The sequence below is a fragment of the Streptomyces sp. NPDC002835 genome (assembly GCF_053591995.1).
Window position 1 is genome coordinate 159,763 of sequence record NZ_JBSFUW010000011.1, and the last position, 21,109, is coordinate 180,871.

19 protein-coding genes and 1 pseudogene are annotated in these 21,109 nt (G+C 69.8%); 9 read left to right on the forward strand and 11 right to left on the reverse strand.

Annotated elements, in window-relative coordinates:
• Positions 1 to 65: 65 nt before the first annotated feature.
• Positions 66 to 1,460, forward strand: coding sequence for an MFS transporter (locus tag ACWD01_RS15115; protein ID WP_451161801.1), 1,395 nt, complete (start codon positions 66 to 68; stop codon positions 1,458 to 1,460).
• A 94-nt stretch (positions 1,461 to 1,554) separates the two neighbouring features.
• Here ACWD01_RS15115 and ACWD01_RS15120 read toward each other — a convergent pair whose 3' ends face one another.
• The 8 genes from ACWD01_RS15120 to ACWD01_RS15155 form a co-directional block, all read right to left on the reverse strand.
• On the reverse strand, positions 1,555 to 2,115 hold the full coding sequence (locus ACWD01_RS15120) for a pyridoxamine 5'-phosphate oxidase family protein (RefSeq protein WP_451161803.1): 561 nt from the start codon (positions 2,113 to 2,115) through the stop codon (positions 1,555 to 1,557).
• Between the two features lie 105 nt (positions 2,116 to 2,220).
• Positions 2,221 to 3,453, reverse strand: coding sequence for a cytochrome P450 family protein (locus ACWD01_RS15125; RefSeq protein WP_451161805.1), 1,233 nt, complete (start codon positions 3,451 to 3,453; stop codon positions 2,221 to 2,223).
• A gap of 62 nt (positions 3,454 to 3,515) precedes the next feature.
• Positions 3,516 to 4,181, reverse strand: a complete 666-nt coding sequence (locus ACWD01_RS15130) for a thiaminase II/PqqC family protein (RefSeq protein WP_451161807.1) — start codon at positions 4,179 to 4,181, stop codon at positions 3,516 to 3,518.
• A 25-nt stretch (positions 4,182 to 4,206) separates the two neighbouring features.
• Positions 4,207 to 5,979, reverse strand: coding sequence for an acyl-CoA dehydrogenase family protein (locus ACWD01_RS15135; RefSeq protein WP_451161809.1), 1,773 nt, complete (start codon positions 5,977 to 5,979; stop codon positions 4,207 to 4,209).
• Positions 5,976 to 7,028 carry a methyltransferase gene (locus ACWD01_RS15140; protein WP_451161811.1) on the reverse strand — a complete coding sequence of 351 codons (1,053 nt, stop codon included), beginning with the start codon at positions 7,026 to 7,028 and terminating at the stop codon, positions 5,976 to 5,978. Before ACWD01_RS15140 ends, ACWD01_RS15135 begins: the two co-directional genes overlap by 4 nt.
• A gap of 79 nt (positions 7,029 to 7,107) precedes the next feature.
• Entirely contained in the window at positions 7,108 to 7,881 is a 774-nt protein-coding gene (locus ACWD01_RS15145) for an N-acetyltransferase (protein WP_451161813.1), read from the reverse strand.
• A 75-nt stretch (positions 7,882 to 7,956) separates the two neighbouring features.
• Positions 7,957 to 8,739 carry a leucyl/phenylalanyl-tRNA--protein transferase gene (locus ACWD01_RS15150; protein WP_451161815.1) on the reverse strand — a complete coding sequence of 261 codons (783 nt, stop codon included), beginning with the start codon at positions 8,737 to 8,739 and terminating at the stop codon, positions 7,957 to 7,959.
• Between the two features lie 7 nt (positions 8,740 to 8,746).
• Positions 8,747 to 11,791, reverse strand: a complete 3,045-nt coding sequence (locus tag ACWD01_RS15155; RefSeq protein ID WP_451161817.1) for an amino acid adenylation domain-containing protein — start codon at positions 11,789 to 11,791, stop codon at positions 8,747 to 8,749.
• A gap of 746 nt (positions 11,792 to 12,537) precedes the next feature.
• Here ACWD01_RS15155 and ACWD01_RS15160 point away from each other — a divergent pair.
• Positions 12,538 to 13,719: pseudogene (locus ACWD01_RS15160) on the forward strand (SMI1/KNR4 family protein); the annotation flags it as partial.
• A gap of 247 nt (positions 13,720 to 13,966) precedes the next feature.
• Here ACWD01_RS15160 and ACWD01_RS15165 read toward each other — a convergent pair.
• Positions 13,967 to 14,293: a hypothetical protein gene (locus ACWD01_RS15165; protein WP_451161921.1), complete on the reverse strand. Its 327-nt coding sequence runs from the start codon at positions 14,291 to 14,293 to the stop codon at positions 13,967 to 13,969.
• Between the two features lie 123 nt (positions 14,294 to 14,416).
• Here ACWD01_RS15165 and ACWD01_RS15170 point away from each other — a divergent pair, with 123 nt between their 5' ends.
• From ACWD01_RS15170 to ACWD01_RS15195, 6 genes are all read left to right on the forward strand, one after another.
• On the forward strand, positions 14,417 to 14,995 hold the full coding sequence (locus ACWD01_RS15170) for a dihydrofolate reductase family protein (RefSeq protein WP_451161819.1): 579 nt from the start codon (positions 14,417 to 14,419) through the stop codon (positions 14,993 to 14,995).
• Between the two features lie 328 nt (positions 14,996 to 15,323).
• Complete coding sequence (locus ACWD01_RS15175; RefSeq protein ID WP_451161821.1) at positions 15,324 to 16,100, forward strand: PspA/IM30 family protein; 777 nt, start codon at positions 15,324 to 15,326, stop codon at positions 16,098 to 16,100.
• The gene (gene pspAA / locus ACWD01_RS15180; protein WP_451161823.1) at positions 16,097 to 16,375 is read left to right on the forward strand and encodes a PspA-associated protein PspAA; all 279 of its coding nucleotides are present in this window, start codon (positions 16,097 to 16,099) and stop codon (positions 16,373 to 16,375) included. The genes ACWD01_RS15175 and pspAA overlap by 4 nt, the downstream gene beginning before the upstream one ends.
• 7 nt (positions 16,376 to 16,382) lie before the next feature.
• Positions 16,383 to 17,285, forward strand: coding sequence for a zinc metalloprotease HtpX (gene htpX, locus ACWD01_RS15185; protein WP_451161825.1), 903 nt, complete (start codon positions 16,383 to 16,385; stop codon positions 17,283 to 17,285).
• Between the two features lie 84 nt (positions 17,286 to 17,369).
• Positions 17,370 to 17,948: a PspA-associated protein PspAB gene (gene pspAB / locus ACWD01_RS15190; protein WP_451161827.1), complete on the forward strand. Its 579-nt coding sequence runs from the start codon at positions 17,370 to 17,372 to the stop codon at positions 17,946 to 17,948.
• Between the two features lie 138 nt (positions 17,949 to 18,086).
• Entirely contained in the window at positions 18,087 to 18,548 is a 462-nt protein-coding gene (locus ACWD01_RS15195; protein ID WP_451161923.1) for a DUF2199 domain-containing protein, read from the forward strand.
• 125 nt (positions 18,549 to 18,673) lie between these two features.
• On the opposite strand, the gene ACWD01_RS15200 is transcribed toward ACWD01_RS15195, so the two are convergent.
• Positions 18,674 to 19,027: a hypothetical protein gene (locus ACWD01_RS15200; RefSeq protein ID WP_451161829.1), complete on the reverse strand. Its 354-nt coding sequence runs from the start codon at positions 19,025 to 19,027 to the stop codon at positions 18,674 to 18,676.
• Between the two features lie 342 nt (positions 19,028 to 19,369).
• On the opposite strand from ACWD01_RS15200, the gene ACWD01_RS15205 reads away from it, so the two are divergent.
• A complete protein-coding gene (locus ACWD01_RS15205) occupies positions 19,370 to 20,104 on the forward strand; it encodes a dienelactone hydrolase family protein (RefSeq protein WP_451161831.1) in 735 nt (244 codons plus the stop codon).
• Between the two features lie 294 nt (positions 20,105 to 20,398).
• Here the strand turns inward: ACWD01_RS15205 and ACWD01_RS15210 are convergent, their stop codons facing one another.
• The gene (locus ACWD01_RS15210; RefSeq protein WP_451161833.1) at positions 20,399 to 21,052 is read right to left on the reverse strand and encodes a TetR/AcrR family transcriptional regulator C-terminal ligand-binding domain-containing protein; all 654 of its coding nucleotides are present in this window, start codon (positions 21,050 to 21,052) and stop codon (positions 20,399 to 20,401) included.
• Positions 21,053 to 21,109: the final 57 nt, after the last annotated feature.

Here is a 21,109-nt window from a genome sequence, read left to right on the forward strand (position 1 = left end):
TGAGTTACAGTACCCAACGGAACTTGAACACCCGTGTTCGACTTAACCCGAAAGGGCTCAAAGTCATGACCGAATCCGTTGCGGCCACCCCAGAGACGAACAGTCCCGATCCACGGCGCTGGAAGATCCTCGGGCTCGTAGGCGTCGCCCAGTTGATGCTGATCCTCGATGTCACCGTCGTGGCGATCGCCCTGCCCCACATGGGGGCGGAGCTTTCACTCGAGCGGGAGACGCTCACCTGGGTCGTGAGCGGTTACACCCTCGCCTTCGGCGGACTGCTCCTCCTCGGCGGCCGCGCCGCCGACCTGTTCGGCGCCCGGCGGCTCCTGCTGGTGGGCCTGGCGTTGTTCGCCGCCGCGTCCCTGGTCGCCGGGCTGGCGACCTCCGGCCCCATGCTGCTGGGCGGTCGCGTCACCCAGGGGCTGGCGGCGGCGATGATGTCCCCGTCGGCTCTCGCGCTGGTCGTCACGCTCTTCGAGGGCGACGAGCGGAACAAGGCGCTCGGAATCTGGTCCGCACTGGGCGGCAGCGGCGCGGCCCTGGGCGTTCTCCTCGGCGGACTCCTCACCGCGGGACCGGGATGGCCGTGGGTCTTCTACATCAACGTCCCCGTCGGCGTGGTGCTGCTCCTGACCCTCCGGACGCAGCTTCCCCGGCAGCAGCGCTCCGGCGCGAACGGCCGGCTCGACGTACCGGGCGCGGTGCTGGTGACGGCCGCGACCGGCACGTTGACGTACGCGCTCATCAGGGCCGGCGACCAGGGGTGGGCGACACTGACGACGGCCGCTCTGTTCCTGGCGGCGGTGGTGCTCTACGCGGCGTTCGTCGTGCGCCAGCGCCTGGCGGCGAGCCCGCTCATGGACGTCAAACTCCTGGTCCGGCGACCGGTCGCGGCGGGCACCGTGCTCATTCTCGTGGCCACGGCACTGATGATCATGGTGTTCTTCCTCGGCACGTTCTACCTGCAGGACCACCGCGAGTACGGCGCGCTCATGACGGGTGTCCTCTTCCTGCCCGTGGCGCTGCTGACCATGGCGGGCGCCAGCGCCGCCGGCAAGATCATCGGCCGCACGGGGCCGCGGGTCCTGGGAGTCGTCGGGCTCCTCGTCGCGGCCGTCGGCATGACGGTGCCCGCGCTCTGGAGCGGCACGGTGGCCATGGTCGCCGGCGTGGGCGTCGCAGCGGCTGGAACCGGAGTGGTGTTCGTGGTGGCTTCCGCCACGGCGCTGGGGCAGATCGAACCCCATGAAGCCGGCCTGGCTTCCGGCATCGTCAGCACGTTCCACGAGTTCGGCGCCTCACTCGGCGCCGCGGTCGTGTCCAGCATGGCGGCGGCCAGTATCGCCGGAACGGACGCCGCGGGGTTCTCCCGCGGCTTCGCGACCGGCGCGGTCGTGGCCGTCGTCGCCGCTCTGCTGGCCTTCGTCATCACGCCGAGCCCGCGCCCGGCGGCGGCGTAGCCGAACGCGGCAGGAGGCCGGTGGGAACATGGTTCCCACCGGCCTCGCCGCTGCGTCGAGGAACAGCAGCCCCGCAGCTTCCGAGCCGGAAGCGCTACGCGAGGAGTTCCTCGACCGGGAGCTCGACGCGTCGGTCGATCCGGTCGTGCTCCCAGGTCCGCGTGTCGATCAGCCACCACCGCTCCACCTCGATCAGGTACAGGCGGTGCTCGGCCGGCGCCCGCAGGGATGCCGGGGGCAACGCCCACCGGGCACGCTCCGCCGCGTCCGGGAACACGGCCTCGTAGAAGGCGGAGCGGTACCGGTCCAGGTCACCGGCCGGTACCTCCGCACAGGTTCCGGTGAACTGGGCGCCGTCGACAGCGGCAATGTCCAGTCCGGCGGCACCGGCGCCGAGGAAGAGCGAGCCGCTGATCCGCGGCGACAAGGCGATGTCGCGGCTGTGCCGGGATCCGCTCGCCGAGCCGAACAGGAAACGCAACGGGTCGCCGAGCCAGGCGTACTCCATCGTCGCCACCCAGGGACGCCCGTCCGGAGAAACCGTCGCGAGGTTCAAGTACCGGGCCTCGTCGAGGAGTCGGCGGGTCCGGTCCACCATGCTGTCCAGGTCCGCGGCGGTCACCGCGGGCCGCGGGGGCGGGGAGCTGTCAGGCATCCGATTCTCCAGGGTTGCGGGACACGCGCGGCCGTCGTCCGAGCGCGCTCGATGGGGGCCCTGTGCCGGTCACCGTGCGGCGACCGGCACAGGGAGCGCCGGTTGCTACGTGTGGCGCAGGAAAACGGGCAGCGCGGTGAGGCCGTTGCCGATGAAGGTGCGTTCGTGCTCCGTCTCGTCGGGCTTGATGGCGAGTTGGAGCCGGGGGAAGCGGTCGAACAGGGCCGGCAGCGCCACCAGGGCCTCGAGCCGGGCCAGATGTGAACCCGGGCAGAAGTGGGCCCCCTGGCTGAAGGCGATGTGGTCCTTGTCCGCCCGGTCGATGTCGAAGACGTCGGGCTTGTCGTGGACGGCGGGGTCGCGCCCGTGTGCTCCGTAGGCGATCAGGATCGCGTCACCGGCCCGGATGACGACGCCTTCGCCGAGGTCGATGTCCTCGACGGCCCATCGCATCGGGAGGTGCATGACGGGGCAGTGGAGACGCAGCGACTCCTCGATCGCGTCGTTCCACCGGCCCGGTTCGGCGTCGCGCAGGGTCCGGAGCTGTTCGGGGTGGGCGAGCAGTTCTCGCACGGTGTGATCGAGCAGGTTGATCGTGGTCGTGCTGCCGCCGCCGAGCATGAGGAGCAGCGTCGATATCAACTCGTGTTCCGTGAGGGGGTCGTTGCCCTCCTCACGGGCGGCGAGGAGGAAGCTGGTGAGGTCGTCACCCGGGTCCTGGCGTTTGGTGTCGATAAGGGTGCGCATCGTCGAGACGAGGTCGTCGTTGATGGCGAGCGACTCCTCCTCGGTGACGTCGGTTTCGCCGACCGCCACGAAGAGGTGCAGTACCCTGGCGCGCTGGTCGGCGGGCACACCGAACAGGTCGCAGATCATCTCGGTCGGCACCCGGTAGGAGAAGGCTGCGTGCAGGTCCACGGCCTCGTCGGCCGGCCGGGCCGCGAGTTCGTCCAGGAGCCGGTTCACGATGGCCTCGACCTGCGGTCGCATCGCCTGGACGCGCCGAGGGGTGAACGCCGGCGTGATCAGCTTCCGCAGCCGCGCGTGGTCCTTGCCCTCCGCGGTGGCCATGGAGTCCACGTCAACCCACGGGGACAGCCAGGGCACCGAGCCCGGCTCGTAGCTCGGTACGTTCTTCTTGAGGTTCCGTGAGACGCCCGGGTGCGTCAGCAGCAGCCTGACGACGTCGCCGCGCGTGACCGACCAGGCCCCGACGCCTTCGGGCAGCTGGACGGGGACGGCGGGCCCCATCTCACGCAGCCGGTCGACCTGTTCGTACATGCACCGGCCGCCCGAGCTGTCGAGGGCCGTGGTGGGGGCCGTACTGAAGGAAATCATGTGTACCCCTTACAGCTAGCTGGTTCCAGAATTCGGTGCCGTGCCGGGTCCGACGGAGCGCTTCACCCGGTGACGGTGTCCTGCGTGAGGGAGCGCCAGAACGCGGCCTCGTAGGCATGGACCATCCGGGCCGTCCGCACGGCCTCGACCGGGTCGTCGCCCTCGGCAAGGCCCTCCTCGAGCGTGGCCGCGGCCTGGTCCAGGAGTTCGCGCGGTGTGTCGGCGAAGAAGAGGAAGTGCTCGATCGCCTCCTCGCCGAACCCGTACTGGGACCACAACGCATCGGCGGTACGCGCGTACTGGCGTCCCGACGCCTCCACGTTGGCCAGCAGGGCGAGGGCCATGTCACTGCGTGAGCCGAAGAGCGCCGTCTGTGTCAGGAAGGCAGGGTAGGCCTGCGCGAACGGGGCCGGCTCGTGGGCGGCCAGCTGCTGCTCGTCCACGCCGAGCGCGGCGGCGAAGTCCAGCAGCAGTCGCAGGGCCTGCCCCTCTCCTTCGGCCATCGAGAGGAAGAGGTCACCGGCCGGGGGTGACGGGAACCGGGAAGCCAGCAGGGCGAAGCTGCGCCGGTCGCTGCGTACGAGGCGGTACAGCTCACCGGCCAGCGCCGTGAGCGCTGCCTTCGGCAGCCGGCCCGCTTCGAGCAGATCCAGGAACCGGTTCTCCGCGGGCTGTTCGGCCACCTGCTGCCGCGCCGACTCGATCAGGTTGGTGACGTCGTCGTCCATCGCGTACTCCTTGTCTTGTGCGGGTTCAGCCGGTACGTCCGCCTGCCGGCACGGTGCGCCGCAGATTCGGTCCGGTCGCCGGCCCCGGCTTCGGTGTCGCGATCCACGGGCCGTCGACGGAGGGGTCGATGACGCCTTCCTCCAGCCAGGTGAACCGGGCGTCGAGCACCTGCCGGGCGAGCCCGCGATCGCCCGCGTCGGTGTTGTGCGTCAGCCGCTCGAAGAGTTCCGTGACCCGCTGCCGGGACTGCGAGCAGAACGCGTCGGCGAGTTGCGCCGGTGTGTCGCCGTGGTCGGTGAGGGCTTCGGCGTAGGCGCAGCTCGCACTCATCGCGTACAGCTCCGCACCTATGTCCACGATCCGGCCCAAGCGGCGCTGGTGGTCGGCGAGTTCGCTGTCCGGCTGAGCGGCCGACTCGCCGCTCCACTGCGCCAGTCTGCGTGCCGCCCGGGCGGCGAAGCGCCTGTGTCCGGCCAGGGAGTCCCCGTCGTCGGCCGGTGCCTCGCCGATGTCCTCGGCCGCCGGCAAACTTTCGGTCCCTGCGCGGTGGCGTTCGACGACCGCCGCGGCGATGAACGCTCTCAACGCCTCGGTGGAGCCGTCGAAGATCCGCCCGATCCTCAGGTCGCGCAGCAACTGCTCCGCCGGGACACCGCGTTCACCCCTGGCCGCCGCCGACCGGGCCGTCTCGAATCCGCGGCCGCCCCGCAGCTGTACGAGCTCGTCCGCGACCAGCCATGCCTGTTCCGAGGCGAAGAGCTTCGCCAGCTCGGCGTCGAGCCGAGTGTCGGCGCTGCCCAGGTCCGCCAGGCGGCCGGAGACCTCGACCATGGCCTCCAGCGCGAACGCGGTCGACGCGATGAAGGCCAACTTGCCCGCGACCGCCTCCTGGTCCCCGATCGGCCGCCCCCACTGCACCCGGGCGCCGGCCCATTCGCGTGCGATCTTCAGGCTCCACTTGGCCGCCGCGGCGCACACGGCGGGCAGCGACAGCCGGCCGGTGTCCTGCGCCGCAAGGGCGACCTCCAGTCCCGCGCCCTCGTCGCCGATCCGGTTGCCCGCCGGAACGACGACGTCGTGCAGCCGGATGACACCGTTCTCGAGGCCGCGCAGCCCGAGGAAGGAGCTGCGGTGCTCGACCGTGACACCGGGAGAGTCGGCTTCCACCACGAACACGGTCATGCCGCCGTGGCCCGCCTCCGGGCCGGGCACGATGGCCGGCACCATGAGCAGGTCCGCGATGACGCCGTTGGTGGCCCACAGCTTCACGCCGCTCAGCGTGTACGTGCCCGCTGTCCGGTCGGGCACCGCTGTGGTGTGCATCCGGTACGGGTCGTTGCCGATGTCCGGTTCGGTGAGCGCGAACGCCGAGATCTCACGTGCGCATCGCGGCAGGAACGCCCGCTTCTGCTCCTCGGTGCCGAACAGGGTGACGGGTTGCGGCAGTCCGATGGACTGGTGTGCCGCCAGCAGTTCCCCGAGGGCGGAGTGGACGGTGGTGACGATCATCAGCGCCCGGAGGTAGCACAGGCCGGACAGGCCGAGCCCGCCGTACCTCCGCGGAATCTTGATGCAGAAGGCGCCGAGGTCCTTCAGCCCTTCGATCACGTCGTCCGGGATGCGGTCGTCCCGTTCGATGAGTTCGCCGTCGATGTTCTTCTCGCAGAACTCCCGCAGGGAGGCGAGGAATCGCGTCTCCTCCTCGCCGAGAAGCCTCGGGTCACCGGCGGGCAGGGTGAGCAGGTCGGTGCGGAGCCGTCCGAGGAACAGCTCCGCACCGAAGCCCGGCGCCGTCACCGACTCGCCGCGGGTACGGCTTCGATGATGGACAGCGGTCCGGCGGCGCCGAGCCGGACGGACCGCACGGTGAAGCCCGTCGTGTCGAGCATGGCGCGGAACTCGCTCTCGGTCCGCTCCTGTCCGCCGGTGTTGACGAGCATGTTGAGGTCGGTGAAGAACATGATCGGCTGCTGAGTCGACGCGGTCTCGGGAAGGACGGAGCCCACGATCAGCAGGGTGGCCGAGTCGGGCATCTGCGACCGGCAGGAGCGCAGCAGCGCCAGGGAGTCCTCGTCGCTCCAGTCCTGGAAGACGCTCTTGATGATGTAGAGGTCGCCGTCCGAGGGGATGTCCTGGAAGAAGTCGCCGGCCCGTGCCTCGCAGCGGTCCGAGATGCCTGCCTTCTCCAGGACCTCGGGCGCCTCGGCCACACCGGCGGCGCTGTCGAACACGATTCCCTTCAGGTGGGGGTGGTGGGGAAGAATGGCCGACAGGAGCGTGCCGTCGCCGCCGCCGAGGTCCACCACCTTCCTGGCGTGCGAGAAGTCGTAGCCGGCGGCGAGCTGGGCGGCCGCGATCCTGGACTCCTCGCTCATCGCCTCGTTGAACAGCCGGTTGGCCTCGCCCTGGTCGGCCACGTAGCTGTAGAAGTCCTTCCCGTACACGTGGTCGAACGCGCGCTCCCCGGTGGTGACCGAGTGGCCGAGGCCCTGCCAGGCGCGGAGCAGGATGGGGTGGCAGAACATACGGGAGAAGGCGCGCAGGGAGTCGGGGGAGTCGGAACGCAGCTGGGCGCCGACGTCGGTCAGCGCGAAGCGGCCCGGCTCGGGTTCCGTGACGAGTCCGACGGCCGTCAGCGTGCGCAGCAGGCGCCGCAGCGACGGCTCGTGGGTGCCGCTCTCCGCGGCCATCTCGTCGCTGCCCCGCACCTCGTCCTTCATCAGGTCGGCTATCCCCAGGTCGGCCGCGACACCGATCGAGTGGGCGGTCATGTATCCGCCGATCCGCTCGATCAGCGCGGCGCGCAGGCGCATCTTCTCGGTGGGGTTGTTCGCAGCTGCAGTCATCGGGATTCGTCCTCCGTGGTCGATCGTCAAAGGGACCGGGGCCGGTCCGGGATCACAGATGTTCGAAGGTGCCGGGTGTTCAGGAGGGCAGGGCCGGGTCGGTGAGCCGATGGCGGACCCAGACGTTGGGCTCGATGTAGACGGCGTGGTCGTTGTCGACGTCCACCACGACCGGGGCCAGGGCGCCGGCCACTTCGACGGGTCCGCTGGTGTCGAACGGCAGCCCGGTCCAGCCGCGCCACTGCGCCAGGCTGCCGGAGATCGTCATCGACACCGGGCAGACCTTGAGCACCTGACCGCCGGCGCGCACGTGCACGCGCAGCCAGGGGTCTTCGGGGAGCCCGTCCGGGCGTGTGCGCCGCGCGTACTCGTCCATGGAAAGCTGCGGACGGCTGTGCTTGAGACTCGGCCGCACCGGCGCCACCATGTCGCCGTGGCCCGTCCGCCGCCCGTGGTCCTTGAGAGCGTCCAGTGCGCGCCGGGACAGGTTCTGCGCCTTGCGGTCGGGCACCACGGCGATCTCCATGGCGCACAGGGTGTTGAGTTCACGGCCCGAGTAGGTGTCGGTCATGCACTGGCGCAGCGCCTCGTCCCAGCCGGTGTCGGGCAGTGTGTCCGGGTCGCCGTCCCAGGCGAGGGGCACACTGGCCGCGCGGGCGACGACGGTGTCGTCGTCGTCGAACACCACGAGCTGGTGTTGTGCGTGCCGCTCGAACACCCAGTGGACCAGCGTCGGTTCGGGCCGGATGTACGCCGGCCAGGACGACTCCATCGTCAGCATCGCCGGCTCCAGGTCGGGCCGTTCGGCGAGACTGGCGACGTGCAGTTCGGTGCCGACAGCGCTGGTGGACATGGCGGGTCTCCTGACGTGTGTGGCGGAGGTCGTCTTCGGACGGTGTCGGTCGTCTTGGGGCGGCTTGGGTCGGCTTCAGTCGGCAAGCCGGCGAGCGGGCCGTGTACCGGTCGGAAGTGCCCTGCCCCGGTGGCGCGTTCGGAGCAGTTCGAGATACCGCGCCCGGGAGACGGGGCGCGCCCCGAGCAGCCTGGCGTGGTCGCCGTCGTGCTGTACGTCGACGGCGACGCCGCCGGCCTCGGCGAAGCGCCGCGTGAGCTCGGCGACGGCGACCTTGCCCGCCCCGCTGCGCAGGGTGAACTGCGAGTCGGCGCTGAAGACCGCGCCGATCCGCACACCGAACGTGCCTCCGACGAGTTCGCCGTCGTCCCACACCTCCACGCTGTGGGCGTAGCCGCACTCGTGCAGACGGCACAGGCCGGCGAGCAGTTCGTCGGTCAGCCAGCGTTCGGAACGGCCCTCACGGCACAGGGTGGCGACGCGCTCGAAGCAGACGTCGACGGTGGTCGTCCAGTCGGTGCCGCGCAGTTGGCGGCGCAGACTGCGCTGGATGCGGGCCTGGTCCACGAGGATGAGCGGCCGCGGGTCCGGTGAGCACCAGGCGACCGCGTACGGCTCCTCCGAGCCGGCGAGCAGTTTCACCCGCCCGGCCGCCACCTCGGACTCGTAGCTCATCTCGTTGAGGAGCCGGTGCTCGACGGTGTCGGCGGGAAAGGGGTACAACCCCTGCCGATAGGCGCTGAGCAGACTGTAGGGCCGCAGATCGTCTCCGAAGGCGACCGGTCCTTCGACGGGCGAGGCCGTCAGATCCAGTGACTCCCAGGCCGACTTGGGCCGCGGCAGGCCGGCGATCAGCATGCCCGCCTCACAGGAAGTCGATGTCGGTCAGATACCGGATGTAGCGGTCGAGCATCTCGTCGTCCACGGGAGGGATCCGGATGCCGCTGTCCCGCAGGGCCTCGTCCACGTTGTCCCGGGTGAAGACGGGGAACGTCGTCTCGAGATACATCTCCGCCACGCTCATCACGCCGGTCGAGCACCGGTCGATGAAGAGGGGGGCGAACGGAGTCATCGGGTGATCGGGCTGCTCCACCGCGATCTTGACCACCTGGTCGAGCCACTCGCTCCAGGGCACGTCGCGGATGGTGTGGCCGTGCGCCCGCAGCCGGTCGGTGAGTACGGCGACGTTGACCTTGCCCGGGTTGGTGAGGTGGTAGACCTCGCCCGCCGGGAGCTGCTTCGCGGCGATGTGGGCCACCGCCGCCGCGAAGCAGTCCACCGGCGTGTAGTCCAGCGGCAGTTCGGCGACGGGCGAGGTGCCGGTGTCCACGATGAACCGCTTCATCGCGCACATCTCCGTCGCGGTGTTCCACGCACCGGTCTCGCGGTCGCCCGAGATGTCGGCGGCCCGGTAGACGGCGACCGGGAGCCCTTCCTTCGCGGCGTTCTGCAGCAGCGCCTCGGCGACCCACTTGCTCTCGACGTAGCCGACGGACAGGTGATCGACGTGGGCGGCCGGGGTGCGCTCGGTGACGTGCCGGACTCCCGCGGTCCCGAAGCCGGAGACCACCGCCATGGTGGAGGTGTAGTGCACGGGGGCGTTGCGGTACCGGGCGGCCAGGCGGATGATCTCGCGGGTGCCTTCGACGTTGGCGGCGCGCATGTGCGTGTAGGGGTAGATGAAGTTGACGAGCCCGCCGGGGTGGTGGACGACGTCGACGAGGCGGGCGAGCCGGTCGAACTCCTCCTCCGGCAGGCCCAGTCGCGGTTCGGCCAGGTCGCCCGGCACGGCGGCGATTCGCCCCGCGGTGCGGTACGCGGCCAGGTCGTCGCCGAAGTAGTGCCGCGCGTTCGCCTGGACGCGGTCCATCGCGTGGCTCTCGTCACCGGCCCGTACGAGGCAGTGGACGGTCGCCCCGGTGGTGGCCAGCAGTTCGCGCAGCAGGTAGATCCCGAGGAATCCGGTGGCGCCGGTGAGGAAGATGTGGGCCGGCTGCTGCCAGGAGGCGGGTTCGGCCGGGACGCGCCGTACCGGCACGTCCAGCACGGTCTCGGCGGCGAAGTCCACCGCCTTGGCGTCGTCGGAGAAGGTCCCGGCCCTGGCCGATTCGACCGCGCCCGCGAAGCCGTGGAGCGTCGCGTCGTCGAGCAGCAGCCGGATCAGCGGACGCACCTGGGTGATCATGATGCCGAGGGACGCCCGGACCTTGGCGAGGAGCTGGGCCGCCAGGACCGAGTTTCCGCCCAGCTCGAAGAAGTTGTCGTCCGGCCCGACGTGGTCGAGGTCGAGCACCTGTCGCCAGATCCCGGCGACGGCACGCTCGACCAGCCCGGCGGGCTGCTCCGTGGCACTCGCCGTTGCCGGCCCCGGCGTAGGTCCGTGTTCGAGCTCGGGCTGGGGCTCGGGCAGGGCCGCCACGTCGACCTTGCCGTTGGTCTTCACCGGCATGTCGGTGATGCGGACGAACGCCGACGGGACCATGTAGCCGGGCAGCCGATCCGCGGTGTAGGCGCGCAGGGCCCGTGAGTCGAGGGAGTCGCCCGCAGTCGTGACGTAGTACGCGGCGATCTCGGTCTCACCCCGGCGGTGGTACGTGGTGACCACGGCGTCCGCGACCAGTGGGTGCGACGTGAGCGTCGCTTCGATCTCGCCCGGCTCGACGCGGAAGCCCCGTACCTTGATCTGCCGGTCGGCGCGCCCCACGATCTCGAGGTTCCCGTCACTCGTCCAGCCGCCGAGGTCTCCGGTCCGGTACATCCGCGTCCCGGCCCGCTCCGCGTGGGGATCCGGCAGGAACCGGGCGCGCGTCGCACTCTCGCTCATGTAGCCGCGGGCGACGCCGCGCCCGGAGACGTAGATCTCGCCGTGCTCCCCCGGCTGGACCGGGCGCATGTCCTCGTCCAGGACATGGACGTGGGTGCCCGGCAGCGGCCGGCCGACCGGGGCGGGCCCAAGCTCGGGAAGCGCCTGGGGTGTTATCTCCATCGTGCAGGAGGTGATCGTCGTCTCGGTCAGTCCGTACGCGTTCACCAGCCGGGACTGCGGCATCAGGCGCAGCGCGGTACGGCAGTCCTCCGCATGGACCGCACTGCCGCCCACAATCGTCAGCCGGACCGGGAGTTCCGTCGGCGCGGCGGCGAGCTCGGACAGGAACGCACGCCAGTACGAAGGGGTGAGGTCCATGACGCTGACACGGCGCTCGACCAGCTCGCCGGAGAGTTCGCTGGGTGCCCAGAGGCGGTCGGGGAGGACGAGCGTCGCTCCGTTCAGCAGCGTGACGAGGATCTGCTCGATGGAGGTGTCGAAGGTGATGGCCGCGAACTGCAGCACGCGGTCTTCGGGGCGGATTCCGTAGCGCTCGTTGATCTCGTCGAAGAGGTAGGCGAGCGATGCGTGCTCTACCCTCACGCCCTTCGGAGTGCCGGTCGAGCCGGACGTGTAGATGACGTAGGCGCAGTCCGTCCCGTCGACCGCCACGTCCAAGGGGCCCGTCGGTTCCTGCGAGGACGGTCCTTCGTCCGCCCCGGGAACCGGCACGGACAGGCCCTGTCTTGGGGAGCGGTCCGGTGTGCCCGGGCCGGTGAGTACGGCGGCACAGCCCGTCTCCTCGAGGAACGCTGCCACACGGTGGTCGGGCAGGCTCGGATCGACCGGCAGGTAGGTCGCCCCCGCCTTGAACACGGCGAGCATGGACACGATCAGTTCGATCGACCGCTCCATGTGGACCATGACGACCGAGCCGCGGCCGATGTCTTCGGCTTGCAGGCGGTGGGCCAACCGGTTGGCACGTTCGTCGAGTTCGGCGTAGGTGATCCGCAGCTCACCGTGCTCCACTGCGATCGCCTCCGGCTGCGCGGCAGCGCGGAGCGCGAAACGCTCGTGGACTAACGTTTTGCCGTCGTTTCCCATTGGTCCCCTCGGTTCAGTGGCGCGGGCACATCTGGTCAAGCGTCAGCAGCCCAACGGGCGTGGCTGTCTACTCAGCTCTTGCGGGTACGCAGCTCTTTTCGATACGCAGCGCTTTTCGGTACGCGCCTCTTTTCGGTACGCGTCTCTCACCGATACGACATCGCGAATTCCGGGCAAACGGAACCTCGATCCAACAGCCTTGCACTTCAGAAAGGCGTTCTGCCACTCACGTTCCGGTAGACAAATGAAGGGCGGTCCGGCGGCTCCCGGACTTACTCGGCGGTCCTTTACCCGTCAGAGAGAACCCCATCCGGCCGGAACTTGTCAACCAGCCCGTAGTCTTCAGATTCCGGTGCGTGACGGTCGCCACGTAAATCGATGTTTGACCTGATGGGAGGGTACCCATTGATGGGATGTGAGCACATTTCCGAATGGCGAAGCCAGGCTCCGGCGGAGCCTGCGCCGATTGACAAATGGAATTTCCATGGCAACCGCGAAAGACCAGAAAGAGCGTCGCCGTCAGGGTAGGCCGAACGGAAGCGTCATCCCGTCCAGCGCGTAGACACTTTGTCAAATGAAGTGCCGGCCCCACGGGCAGAACGTGTCATAAATGCTCGCCGAAACGAAAGGCCGCTCATACGGAACACCGAAATGTCGCCCTTGCCGGGCAGGTCCCGAACGCGAGGGCCCCGTTGGCGGCAGCGAGCAGCGGTGCGATGTCAGTGGTGGGTGACAGCATCGGACGTATGACGGACACCACGGCATTCGACTGGCGGTCCTTCCTGCTCAAGTGGAGCGCGGAGTGGGCCGATTCACTGACGGAGGGCGAGACGCGGAGCGAGGACGACGAGGCCGCGCGCCGGGCGCGCCGGCTGGGGTTCCCGCCCGCGTCCGAGGAGCGCATCTCAGCCATGGAGAAGCGCCTCGGCCGGCGGATGCCCCCGTCGTACCGGGAGTTCCTCGCGGTCAGCGACGGCTGGCGGCACGCGGGCGGTTTCGTCTGGCTGCTGGCGGGAACCGAGGCCGCGCACTGGCACAACGACGAGTCAGGACTCGCGGAGATGTTCGAGGAGGACCTGGACGAGGACGCCGGGCCCGAGGAGCAGCGGGACGTGGACATCTGGCGGCGCGGACTGCAGCTCGACGTCGAATCCGACGCCACCTACGTCGTCATGGACCCCGAGGACGTGGACGAGGACGGTGAGTGGCCGGTGTACACGTGGGCGGGCTGGCGGGCCGCGCCGCCCGAACGGCACGCGAGCTTCCTTGAGTTCATGCGGGACATGCACCGGGAGTTCCACTCCCTGCAGGCGCACCGGAGCGACGGCGAGCCGGCGTTCGTCAACGACACGACGCGAGAGCTGGACGCCCTGGTGGAGGAGGCCCGGCTGCAGGCGCTGTCCGGCTGCTGGGAGCGGGCCCGGAAGGCGCTGGACGAGGCCAAGGGGTACGGCAGACCGCGGGCAGCCGGGCTGGGCGACCAGATTCGCCGCCTGCTCGGACAGACGTACATGGTGTACTACGACGGCCTGGTGACGGACCCGCTGTACGCGCCCGAGCTGCTGCCACCGCTGGTCGCCGAGCACGCGGCGCATGCGTACCGGGACGACTCCACGCTGAGGTTCCATGTGCGGGGCGCCGACGAGGACCTGCTGTCACTGGCCTACGGGACGCTGGATCAGGTGCGGAACGGCACCTACCGGTACACGGCGGCCGGACCGTTCGGGGAGGCGGTCGAGCGGGCGCGGGAGCTGGCGCGGTGGGGAGACACCGACGGGGCGTGGCGGACGCTGAGGAACGCGCTGCCGCTGTGGGAGCCGCTGGGACCGGACCACTTGGCGCCGCTGGGGTGGGTGGCGGACCCGGTGCTCGGGCCGCTGCTGACTCCGGAGCGGGGCCGGGAGCTGCTGTCCACTCCAAGGGGCGGGCCGGTTCTTCGGTGACCCGGAGGGCGGCGCCGGGGCGGAACGGTCGCTGCTGGAGGCGGTGGCCGGGGAGTTCGGTGCCCAGCTGCAACGTCACGCGATGGTGAACGGCCGGCTGCACACGTTCACCACCCGTTCCTGGACGCGGCCGCCGAGGGATGGCGAGACGTACGCGACGATCCGCATACACCGATGAACCGCGACTGCGCCTATGAGCCGCGACGCCGGGTCCGGGGCTCCGCGCCGGCCGTCAGACCGCAGACAGCGGAAGGCTCACCCGTCGTCCCTGGCCGAACTCTTCGGCCTCGTCGTCACTGACGACCGCAAAGGCCCCGGCAGGAACCCCGGGCAGCGTCGCCACGCGGGACGCCGCCGCCAGCAGGGCCTCCTCACCGGCTCCGGTGAGGAAGAAGACGTAGACGTCCTCGGCCTCCTCTCCGTCGTCGAAGACCTCCACCTCACCCTGGTCTTCAAGATCGGACAGGAGGTCCTCGACCTCTTCGATCCAGGGAAACGGGTGGGAGCCGTCCGGCAGGCCGGGCATCGGCGGCAACGGCACGTGGACCTCGACAACCATGGTGGGCACGAGGCCATGGTCCCATCGGCGTGCCACGCTCCTGGAGTCCGGGGCCGATGAATCTCGCGGTGCCGGCGAGTCTGTATCCCCGACAGGCGATCAACCGCACTGGAGGAGAGCATCATGACCGCCACCTACACGTTCGACGTCTTTTCCAGCCTCGACGGCTTCGGCGCCGCCGGCGGCGACTGGACCGGCTACTGGGGCAAGCAGGGCCCCGAGCTCCTCGACCACCGCCTCGCCCTGTACGGCGACGAGCAGCGCATGGTCTTCGGGGCCACCACGTATCGGATGTTCGCTCGGATGCTGGCCGAGAGCACCGAGGACTCCGACGTGCGTGACCCATGGGTCACGCGGATGCGGAACACGCCGGCCACGGTGGTGTCGACGACCCTCGAAGGCCTCCTCGACTGGCCCGACGCCACCCTCGTGAAGGGCGACGCCGTCGACGTCGTCGCCCGGCTCAAGAAGGAGTCCGACGTACCGCTGCGCTCGCACGGCAGCCTGTCGATGAACCGGGCGCTGATGGCCGGCGGCCTGGTCGACCGCGTCCAGGTGACCCTCTTCCCTGTGATCACAGGCCGGACTGGACTGGACCCGATCTTCAAGGGCGCGGCCGACTTCGACCTCGAACTGATCGAGAGCCGGACGCTCGACGGCCACATCCAAGAGCTCATCTACCGGCCCACCCTGCACACCTGAAGTCATGCCGACGTCGCCGCCGCGCCGGTCTGCACCCTCACCGATACGCTCCGCGACCGCCTGAGCTTCGGGCGCACCGGCCCGCGCCCCTGGCCCGGCTGCCCGGCTGCCTGCCTCCCTGCCTCTCTGCCCGCGCCTGCGCCTGCGCCTGCGCCTGCGCCTGCGCCTGCGCCTGCGCCTGCCAGGAGCGTGCGCGCGACACGCGCGACAATGGAAGAAGAGCGCGTTCAGCGGTGACTGCGGCGGGCCGACGTCAGGCATGCATGGACCGGTTCGGCCCTGTTCGGGTGTACGGCCGCTTGGCGCAGAGCTGAGGGAGGCGGTCGGCATGAGCAACATCGCTCGCCGTATCGGCGACTTTTTCCGCATCAAGGCCAACAATGCCTTGGACCGGGCAGAGGATCCGCGCGAGGTCCTGGACTACTCCTACGGGCAGCAACTGGAGATGTTGCAGAGAGTACGGCGCGGTGTGGCCGATGTGGCAACCAGTCGCAAACGCGTCGAACTCCAGGCGACCCAGTTGCAGCAGTCGACGGGCAAACTGCAGTCACAGGCGCAGCAGGCGCTGGCGGTGGGGCGTGAGGACCTGGCCCGCGAGGCGCTGGCCCGGCGGACGGCGGTGACCTCGGAGCTCACGGATCTGCGGGACCAGCAGGCGTCGCTGCAGGAGCAGGAGGAGAAGCTCACGCTCGCCGCGCAGCGGCTCCAGTCGAAGGTGGACTCGTTCCGTACCCGCAAGGAGACGATCAAGGCCGGCTACACCGCGGCCGAGGCCCAGACCCGCATCTCGGAGGCCGTGACCGGCATCGGCGAGGAGATGGGCGATGTCGGCCTTGCCATGCAGCGTGCCCAGGACAAGACCGAGCAGATGCAGGCCCGCGCCGGCGCCCTGGACGAGCTGGTCGCCTCCGGCGCGCTGGAGGACGCCACCCTGCCGGCCGGCCGCGACGACCTCCAGGCCGAACTCGAGGCCGCGACGGCGGGCCAGGACGTGGAGACCGAGCTGGCCCGCATGAAGGCCGAGCTTCCGGCGTCCGGCGCTCCACCGGCCGTGGAGGGCGGCAAGGGCGGCCGGACTCCTCCGGATCAGGAGGCCGGCTCATGATCATCCGGATTCTGGGGGAGGGTCAGTTCGAGATCGCCGAAGACCGCATCGATGAGCTCAACCGGCTGGACACCGCTGTGCAGTCGGCCGCCGACGCAGACGACGAGCAGGCGTTCGCCGCCGCTCTGCCGGCCCTGCTGGACGCGGTGCGCACCCTCGGCGCGCCGCTGCCGGACGAGATGATCACACCGTCCGACCTGGTGCTGCCCGATGCGGACACCAGCCTGCGGCAGATACAGGAAATGATCTCCGACGAGGGTCTGATCCCGGGGTGAGTGGGACATGCGCAGCCGCTTTGAGCCCGATCGCCAGCTGACCACCCGCATGGTGGTCACGATGTTCCTGCTCGGGCTGCTGTACGTGGCGTTCATCGCCGCGCTGGTCGTGCTGCTCGAGTCGCTGCTTCTGGTGGTCGTCATAGCCGCCGGGCTGCTGGGTGCGCAGTACTGGTTCTCCGACCGGATCGCCCTGTACGCCATGCGCGGCCGCCTCGTCAGCCGCGAGGAGCAGCCACAACTGCACGGAATCCTCGACCGGCTGTGCGCGAGCGCGGACATGCCCAAGCCCCGAGTGGCCGTCTCGGACATGGACCTGCCCAACGCGTTCGCGACCGGCCGCAACGCGGACCACGCCGTCGTCTGCGTCACCACCGGACTGCAGCGTCGTCTGGAGACCGAGGAACTCGAAGGCGTCCTCGCCCATGAGCTGTCCCACGTCGCACACCGTGACGTCGCGGTGATCACCATCGCCTCGTTCCTGGGCGTGATCGCGGGCCTCATCGTCCGCTTCGCCTTCTACTCCCAGCTGTTCGGCGGACGCCAGCGGGACCAGAACACCGCGGCCGTGCTCGCGATCGTCATGGCCGTCTCCGCCCTGGTCTACGCGCTCAGCTTCCTGCTCATCCGGGCGCTGTCCCGCTACCGCGAACTGTCTGCCGACCGGGCCGGGGCCATGCTGACCGGCAAACCGTCCGTCCTCGCCGCGGCGCTGACCAAGATCAGCGGCGACGTCGCCCGGATTCCCACCCGCGACCTGCGCACCGCCCAGGCGTTCAACGCGTTCTTCTTCACCCCCGCGCTGGGGCCCGGCACCGTGGTGGCCAAGCTGTTCTCCACCCATCCCAGCCTTGAACGCCGGCTGGAGGCCCTGGCGGAGATCTCGGGGCAGCTCGGTGAGACGCCATGACGACGCACGACCTCACCGCCGGCCGGTCCGGCCCGGCCCGCCCCGTCCGCCCGATCCGCCGGCCGTGCAGAAGGAGCTGACCGCATGGGTTTCCTCGATGTCCTGTTCGGCCGGAGCAAGCCGGCCAGGCCCGACCTGGACCAGCTCTTCGGCCTGCCCTCGGCGGCGATCACACTCCAGGCCGCCACCGGCTTCGTCCCGACCGGCGCGGGCTCGGTGTGCTTCGCCTCCATCGAGGGCGGGGCGTTCGCCCGAATCCAGCAGGAGGTACGCGCCCTGCTGAACGCGGACTCCGAGCGAGGCGGCACCCAAGTGGAGTTCAGCCGCGACGCCTACGGCTACTCCTGGCTCCTCTCCCGCCGCGGCCCCGATGACCTGCCCGCGCTCGTAAGCGACCTGCACGCGGTGAACACCGCTCTTCAGGACAGCGGCTTCGGACCCCAACTGCTCTGCTCCCTGACCGTCTTCCACGACGCCGAGCAGCGCCCGCTCACCCTCGTCTACCTGTACAAACGCGGCACGTTCTACCCCTTCGCGCCCCTGCCGGGCGAGAAGCGCGACAACGCTCTGGAGCTCCAGGTCAAAGCCGCGGTCCAGGACGACCTCCGCCTCGAACAGGACCTGACCCGCTGGTTCCCGCTCTGGGGCGCCCCGGGTCTATGACCTGCCGGTCCCGGTGTCGGGCCGGGAGCCTCGCAGCCGTCCTCAGCGGTGTCAGAGGCGATCACCAGGCTGCCGCACATGACCAATGATCTCGGATTCACATGCTCGTGTTGCGGCGAGCACCACACCGAGCTGCCGATGGGCTACGCGGCCACGGCTCCCTGTGCCTGGGACCCCGGTTTCGCCGATGCCCCCGACAGCCTGCTCTCCTCGGACCAGTGCGTCATCAAGGCACAGCACTACTTCGTCAAGGGCCTGGTCGAGATACCGGTCATCGGCAGCGCTGACGTGTTCTCCTGGTCCGTCTGGGTCTCTCTGAGCCGGGGCAATTTTGCTCGCGCGGCAGACATATGGAATACCCCGGGGCGCGAATCAGAAGAGCCGTACTTCGGCTGGCTGGCTACAGAGCTCCCCCTCTACTCACCCAGCACCATCAACCTGAAGACCAACGTCCACACCCGGCCCGTCGGACAGCGCCCCTTCGTCGAGCTCGAACCGACCGACCACCCTCTCGCAGTCGAGCAGCGCACCGGCATCACCCTGGACCGAGTCCGCGGGATCGCCGAAGCACTCCTGCACTCCCCCGACAACGAAGCCTGAGCTCCGGCCGACGGGAGGGAGCACGATGAAAACGCTCTGCAGGACGGCTCCGACGCCGTGATCACATCAGCCACGTCGGGATCACCGCACCGGACCAGCGTGCTCCGTCAGCAAGGCCTCACTCCTCAGCGGAACTCGTGAACCACCTGGATCTCGCCGACCATGTGGGCGTTGAAGTCGTCAAGCTCCTCGGCCGGAACCCAGAGCTCGAGGATCGTCTGCCCGCCCGCCTGCTGGACGGGATACCGGTTCAAGAACCGCGACTCGACCTCAAAGCGAGTGACGAAGCCGGCGCCGTCGTGCTTCACGTTCCAGTCCCGCGCGATCCTGATGGCGTACTCCTCGTTGAGGACCGGGTAGAAGATCGGCTGCTCGGGCAGCCGGGGCGGCCAGGCACGCCAGTTCAGCTCCCGGACCAGATCCAGCTCCTTGGGGCCGGTGGGGCGCCACAGGGTCGTCGTTGCCTGCCGGCTGGCCATGTGCATCGCTCTCTGAACGTGGGCCGCTGGTACGGCGGATCGGGAGACCGGACGATACCGGCACCGCGAACGCGGCGGCTACGCAGTTTCCGCACTCGGCCGGCTCCGCGACCAGCAAGCGGTCTTCGTGTCAGCGAACGTGATCGCAGCGCGGGCTAAGCTGCGTTCATGAATACCGGGATGGCATTGCGCCGCGCACGGATTGGTGACCCGGTGCCCCTCTGAGCGCCGGGCGGGCCGGTGCGGGCCCGCTGGTCGGTCGAGGCTCCGGTGCTGTTGCGCGGGCTCCGCCTCCGTCGTGTTGATCACAGGCTCTACACATCAACCACGACAGGAGACTTCATGCCCACCGAGACGCTGCGGATTCCCACCACGGACGGCGAGGCCGACGCCTTCGCCGCCTTCCCCGGCCACGGCGAGCGGCACCCCGGGGTGCTGATGTACGCGGACGGTTTCGGCATCCGGCCCGTGTTGCGGGAGATGGCCCGCGAACTGGCCGGGCACGGGTACTACGTACTCGTCCCCCACCTCTTCTACCGGCACGGCCCGGCACCGCTGATCGACCTTCCCGCGCACATCGGGGAAGAGGCCCGGCCCGCGCTCATGGACCAGGTGATGCCGTTGATCGAGGCGCACACCGCCGACCGCGTACTGCGTGACGCCGACGCCTACCTCAGGTTCCTCACCACCCGGCCCGAGGTCGCCGCCGGGCCGGTCGCGGTGACCGGCTACTGCATCGGCGGGCTCTTCGCGATGCGCACCGCCGCGGCTCATCCCGGCCAGGTGGCTGCCCTCGCCGCGTTCCACGGTCCCGTGGGCGCGGACGGACCCGGCCCCCTCGCCGAGATCACCGCACAGGTGCACTTCGGCCACGCCGAGAGCGACCTGACGCCCGAGGCCCTGGGCGGGCTCAACCGGGCCCTGGACGCCGCAAAGGTCGAGTACACGTCCGAGATCTATCCCGGCACCGTGCACGGCTTCACCATGTCCGACACCGACGCCTTCGACCCCGCCGGACTGCAACGCCACTGGGACCGCCTGCTCCCCCTCCTCGACCGCACGCTGGCCAACGGCTGAGGCTCCGCAGCCGGGTTACCGGCGCGCTCACCGGCGGCGGGACCATCTCGCCGCCGGTGTAAGCCGGTTGCTCGTCGCCGGGGATGGCGGGTATCGCGTGTATCGCGGGCGTACCGAAATCGCATACGCCAGGACAGCGGCCCGCCGTCTCCAATGAGGGGCCCCACCGGTGGTCTCCTGGTCACGGTGCGACTTCCCGCCACACCGTAGAGATTCTCCCGAGCCGGGCCCACCGGATCGCATCGCCCGACTTCACTCAGCCCAGGCGGGATCCATCCCGGACCCACTCAGCGGTCACGCCACCCCGTCGCTCCGCAGGTACGCTCCCGCGCGCGCCGCTGTCGCGGCAGCCTCCGCGGCCCGGTCCGCGGCGGCTTCGTCGAGGGGATCGCCGCTGGTCAACAGGCGGTAGTAAAGGGGGGCGGAGACAGCGCGGATCACCTCGTGGGTGTCGGTGTCCTCGGGCAACTCGCCCCGGTCGACGGCCTGCTGGACGCATGGCGCCCACTCCTTGACGCGGATGTCGTAGAAGTGGTGCAGCGCCTCGGCCGTCCTCGGCTCGCAGGTGGCGGCCGCGATCATCGCCTTGAACAGCGCGCCCTGCCGCGGATCTGCCAAAGTGCGCTGCACAAGCCGGGCGTTGGCCTTCAGGTCGCCGAGCAGCGAGCCGGTCTCGGTACGCGGCAGTGACTGCTCTGCCATGTCCGTCAGCAGGTCGGCCACCAGGCCGGTCACCGTTCCCCAGCGGCGGTAGACGGTCGTCTTGCCCACCTCGGCACGCCGCGCGACGTCGCCGAGGTCCAGGTGGACGAAGCCGCGCTCGGCCAGGCAGTCCCCGGCCGCTTGGAGCACCGCCGCCCGCACCCGCGCCGTACGCCCTCCGGGCCGGACGGTCCCCGGCTCCGCACCGTCCACACCGCCCACACCCTCCGTACCAACCGAACCCATAACGGGACTCCAGTTTCATTAATTGCCGACGCCTGCTACGTTGAAGTCCATACTAAC

Bases quoted from the DNA above. Each gene is read 5' to 3' on its own strand.
- ACWD01_RS15210 (WP_451161833.1), bottom strand. From the start codon at position 21,052: ATGGGTTCGGTTGGTACGGAGGGTGTGGGCGGTGTGGACGGTGCGGAG.
- ACWD01_RS15130 (WP_451161807.1), bottom strand. From the start codon at position 4,181: ATGGACGACGACGTCACCAACCTGATCGAGTCGGCGCGGCAGCAGGTG.
- ACWD01_RS15205 (WP_451161831.1), top strand. From the start codon at position 19,370: ATGCCCACCGAGACGCTGCGGATTCCCACCACGGACGGCGAGGCCGAC.
- ACWD01_RS15155 (WP_451161817.1), bottom strand. From the start codon at position 11,791: ATGGGAAACGACGGCAAAACGTTAGTCCACGAGCGTTTCGCGCTCCGC.
- ACWD01_RS15120 (WP_451161803.1), bottom strand. From the start codon at position 2,115: ATGCCTGACAGCTCCCCGCCCCCGCGGCCCGCGGTGACCGCCGCGGAC.
- ACWD01_RS15175 (WP_451161821.1), top strand. From the start codon at position 15,324: ATGAGCAACATCGCTCGCCGTATCGGCGACTTTTTCCGCATCAAGGCC.
- ACWD01_RS15125 (WP_451161805.1), bottom strand. From the start codon at position 3,453: ATGATTTCCTTCAGTACGGCCCCCACCACGGCCCTCGACAGCTCGGGC.
- ACWD01_RS15200 (WP_451161829.1), bottom strand. From the start codon at position 19,027: ATGGCCAGCCGGCAGGCAACGACGACCCTGTGGCGCCCCACCGGCCCC.
- ACWD01_RS15140 (WP_451161811.1), bottom strand. From the start codon at position 7,028: ATGACTGCAGCTGCGAACAACCCCACCGAGAAGATGCGCCTGCGCGCC.
- ACWD01_RS15195 (WP_451161923.1), top strand. From the start codon at position 18,087: ATGGGCTACGCGGCCACGGCTCCCTGTGCCTGGGACCCCGGTTTCGCC.
- htpX (WP_451161825.1), top strand. From the start codon at position 16,383: ATGCGCAGCCGCTTTGAGCCCGATCGCCAGCTGACCACCCGCATGGTG.
- pspAA (WP_451161823.1), top strand. From the start codon at position 16,097: ATGATCATCCGGATTCTGGGGGAGGGTCAGTTCGAGATCGCCGAAGAC.
- pspAB (WP_451161827.1), top strand. From the start codon at position 17,370: ATGGGTTTCCTCGATGTCCTGTTCGGCCGGAGCAAGCCGGCCAGGCCC.
- ACWD01_RS15165 (WP_451161921.1), bottom strand. From the start codon at position 14,293: ATGGTTGTCGAGGTCCACGTGCCGTTGCCGCCGATGCCCGGCCTGCCG.
- ACWD01_RS15115 (WP_451161801.1), top strand. From the start codon at position 66: ATGACCGAATCCGTTGCGGCCACCCCAGAGACGAACAGTCCCGATCCA.
- ACWD01_RS15150 (WP_451161815.1), bottom strand. From the start codon at position 8,739: ATGCTGATCGCCGGCCTGCCGCGGCCCAAGTCGGCCTGGGAGTCACTG.
- ACWD01_RS15170 (WP_451161819.1), top strand. From the start codon at position 14,417: ATGACCGCCACCTACACGTTCGACGTCTTTTCCAGCCTCGACGGCTTC.
- ACWD01_RS15145 (WP_451161813.1), bottom strand. From the start codon at position 7,881: ATGTCCACCAGCGCTGTCGGCACCGAACTGCACGTCGCCAGTCTCGCC.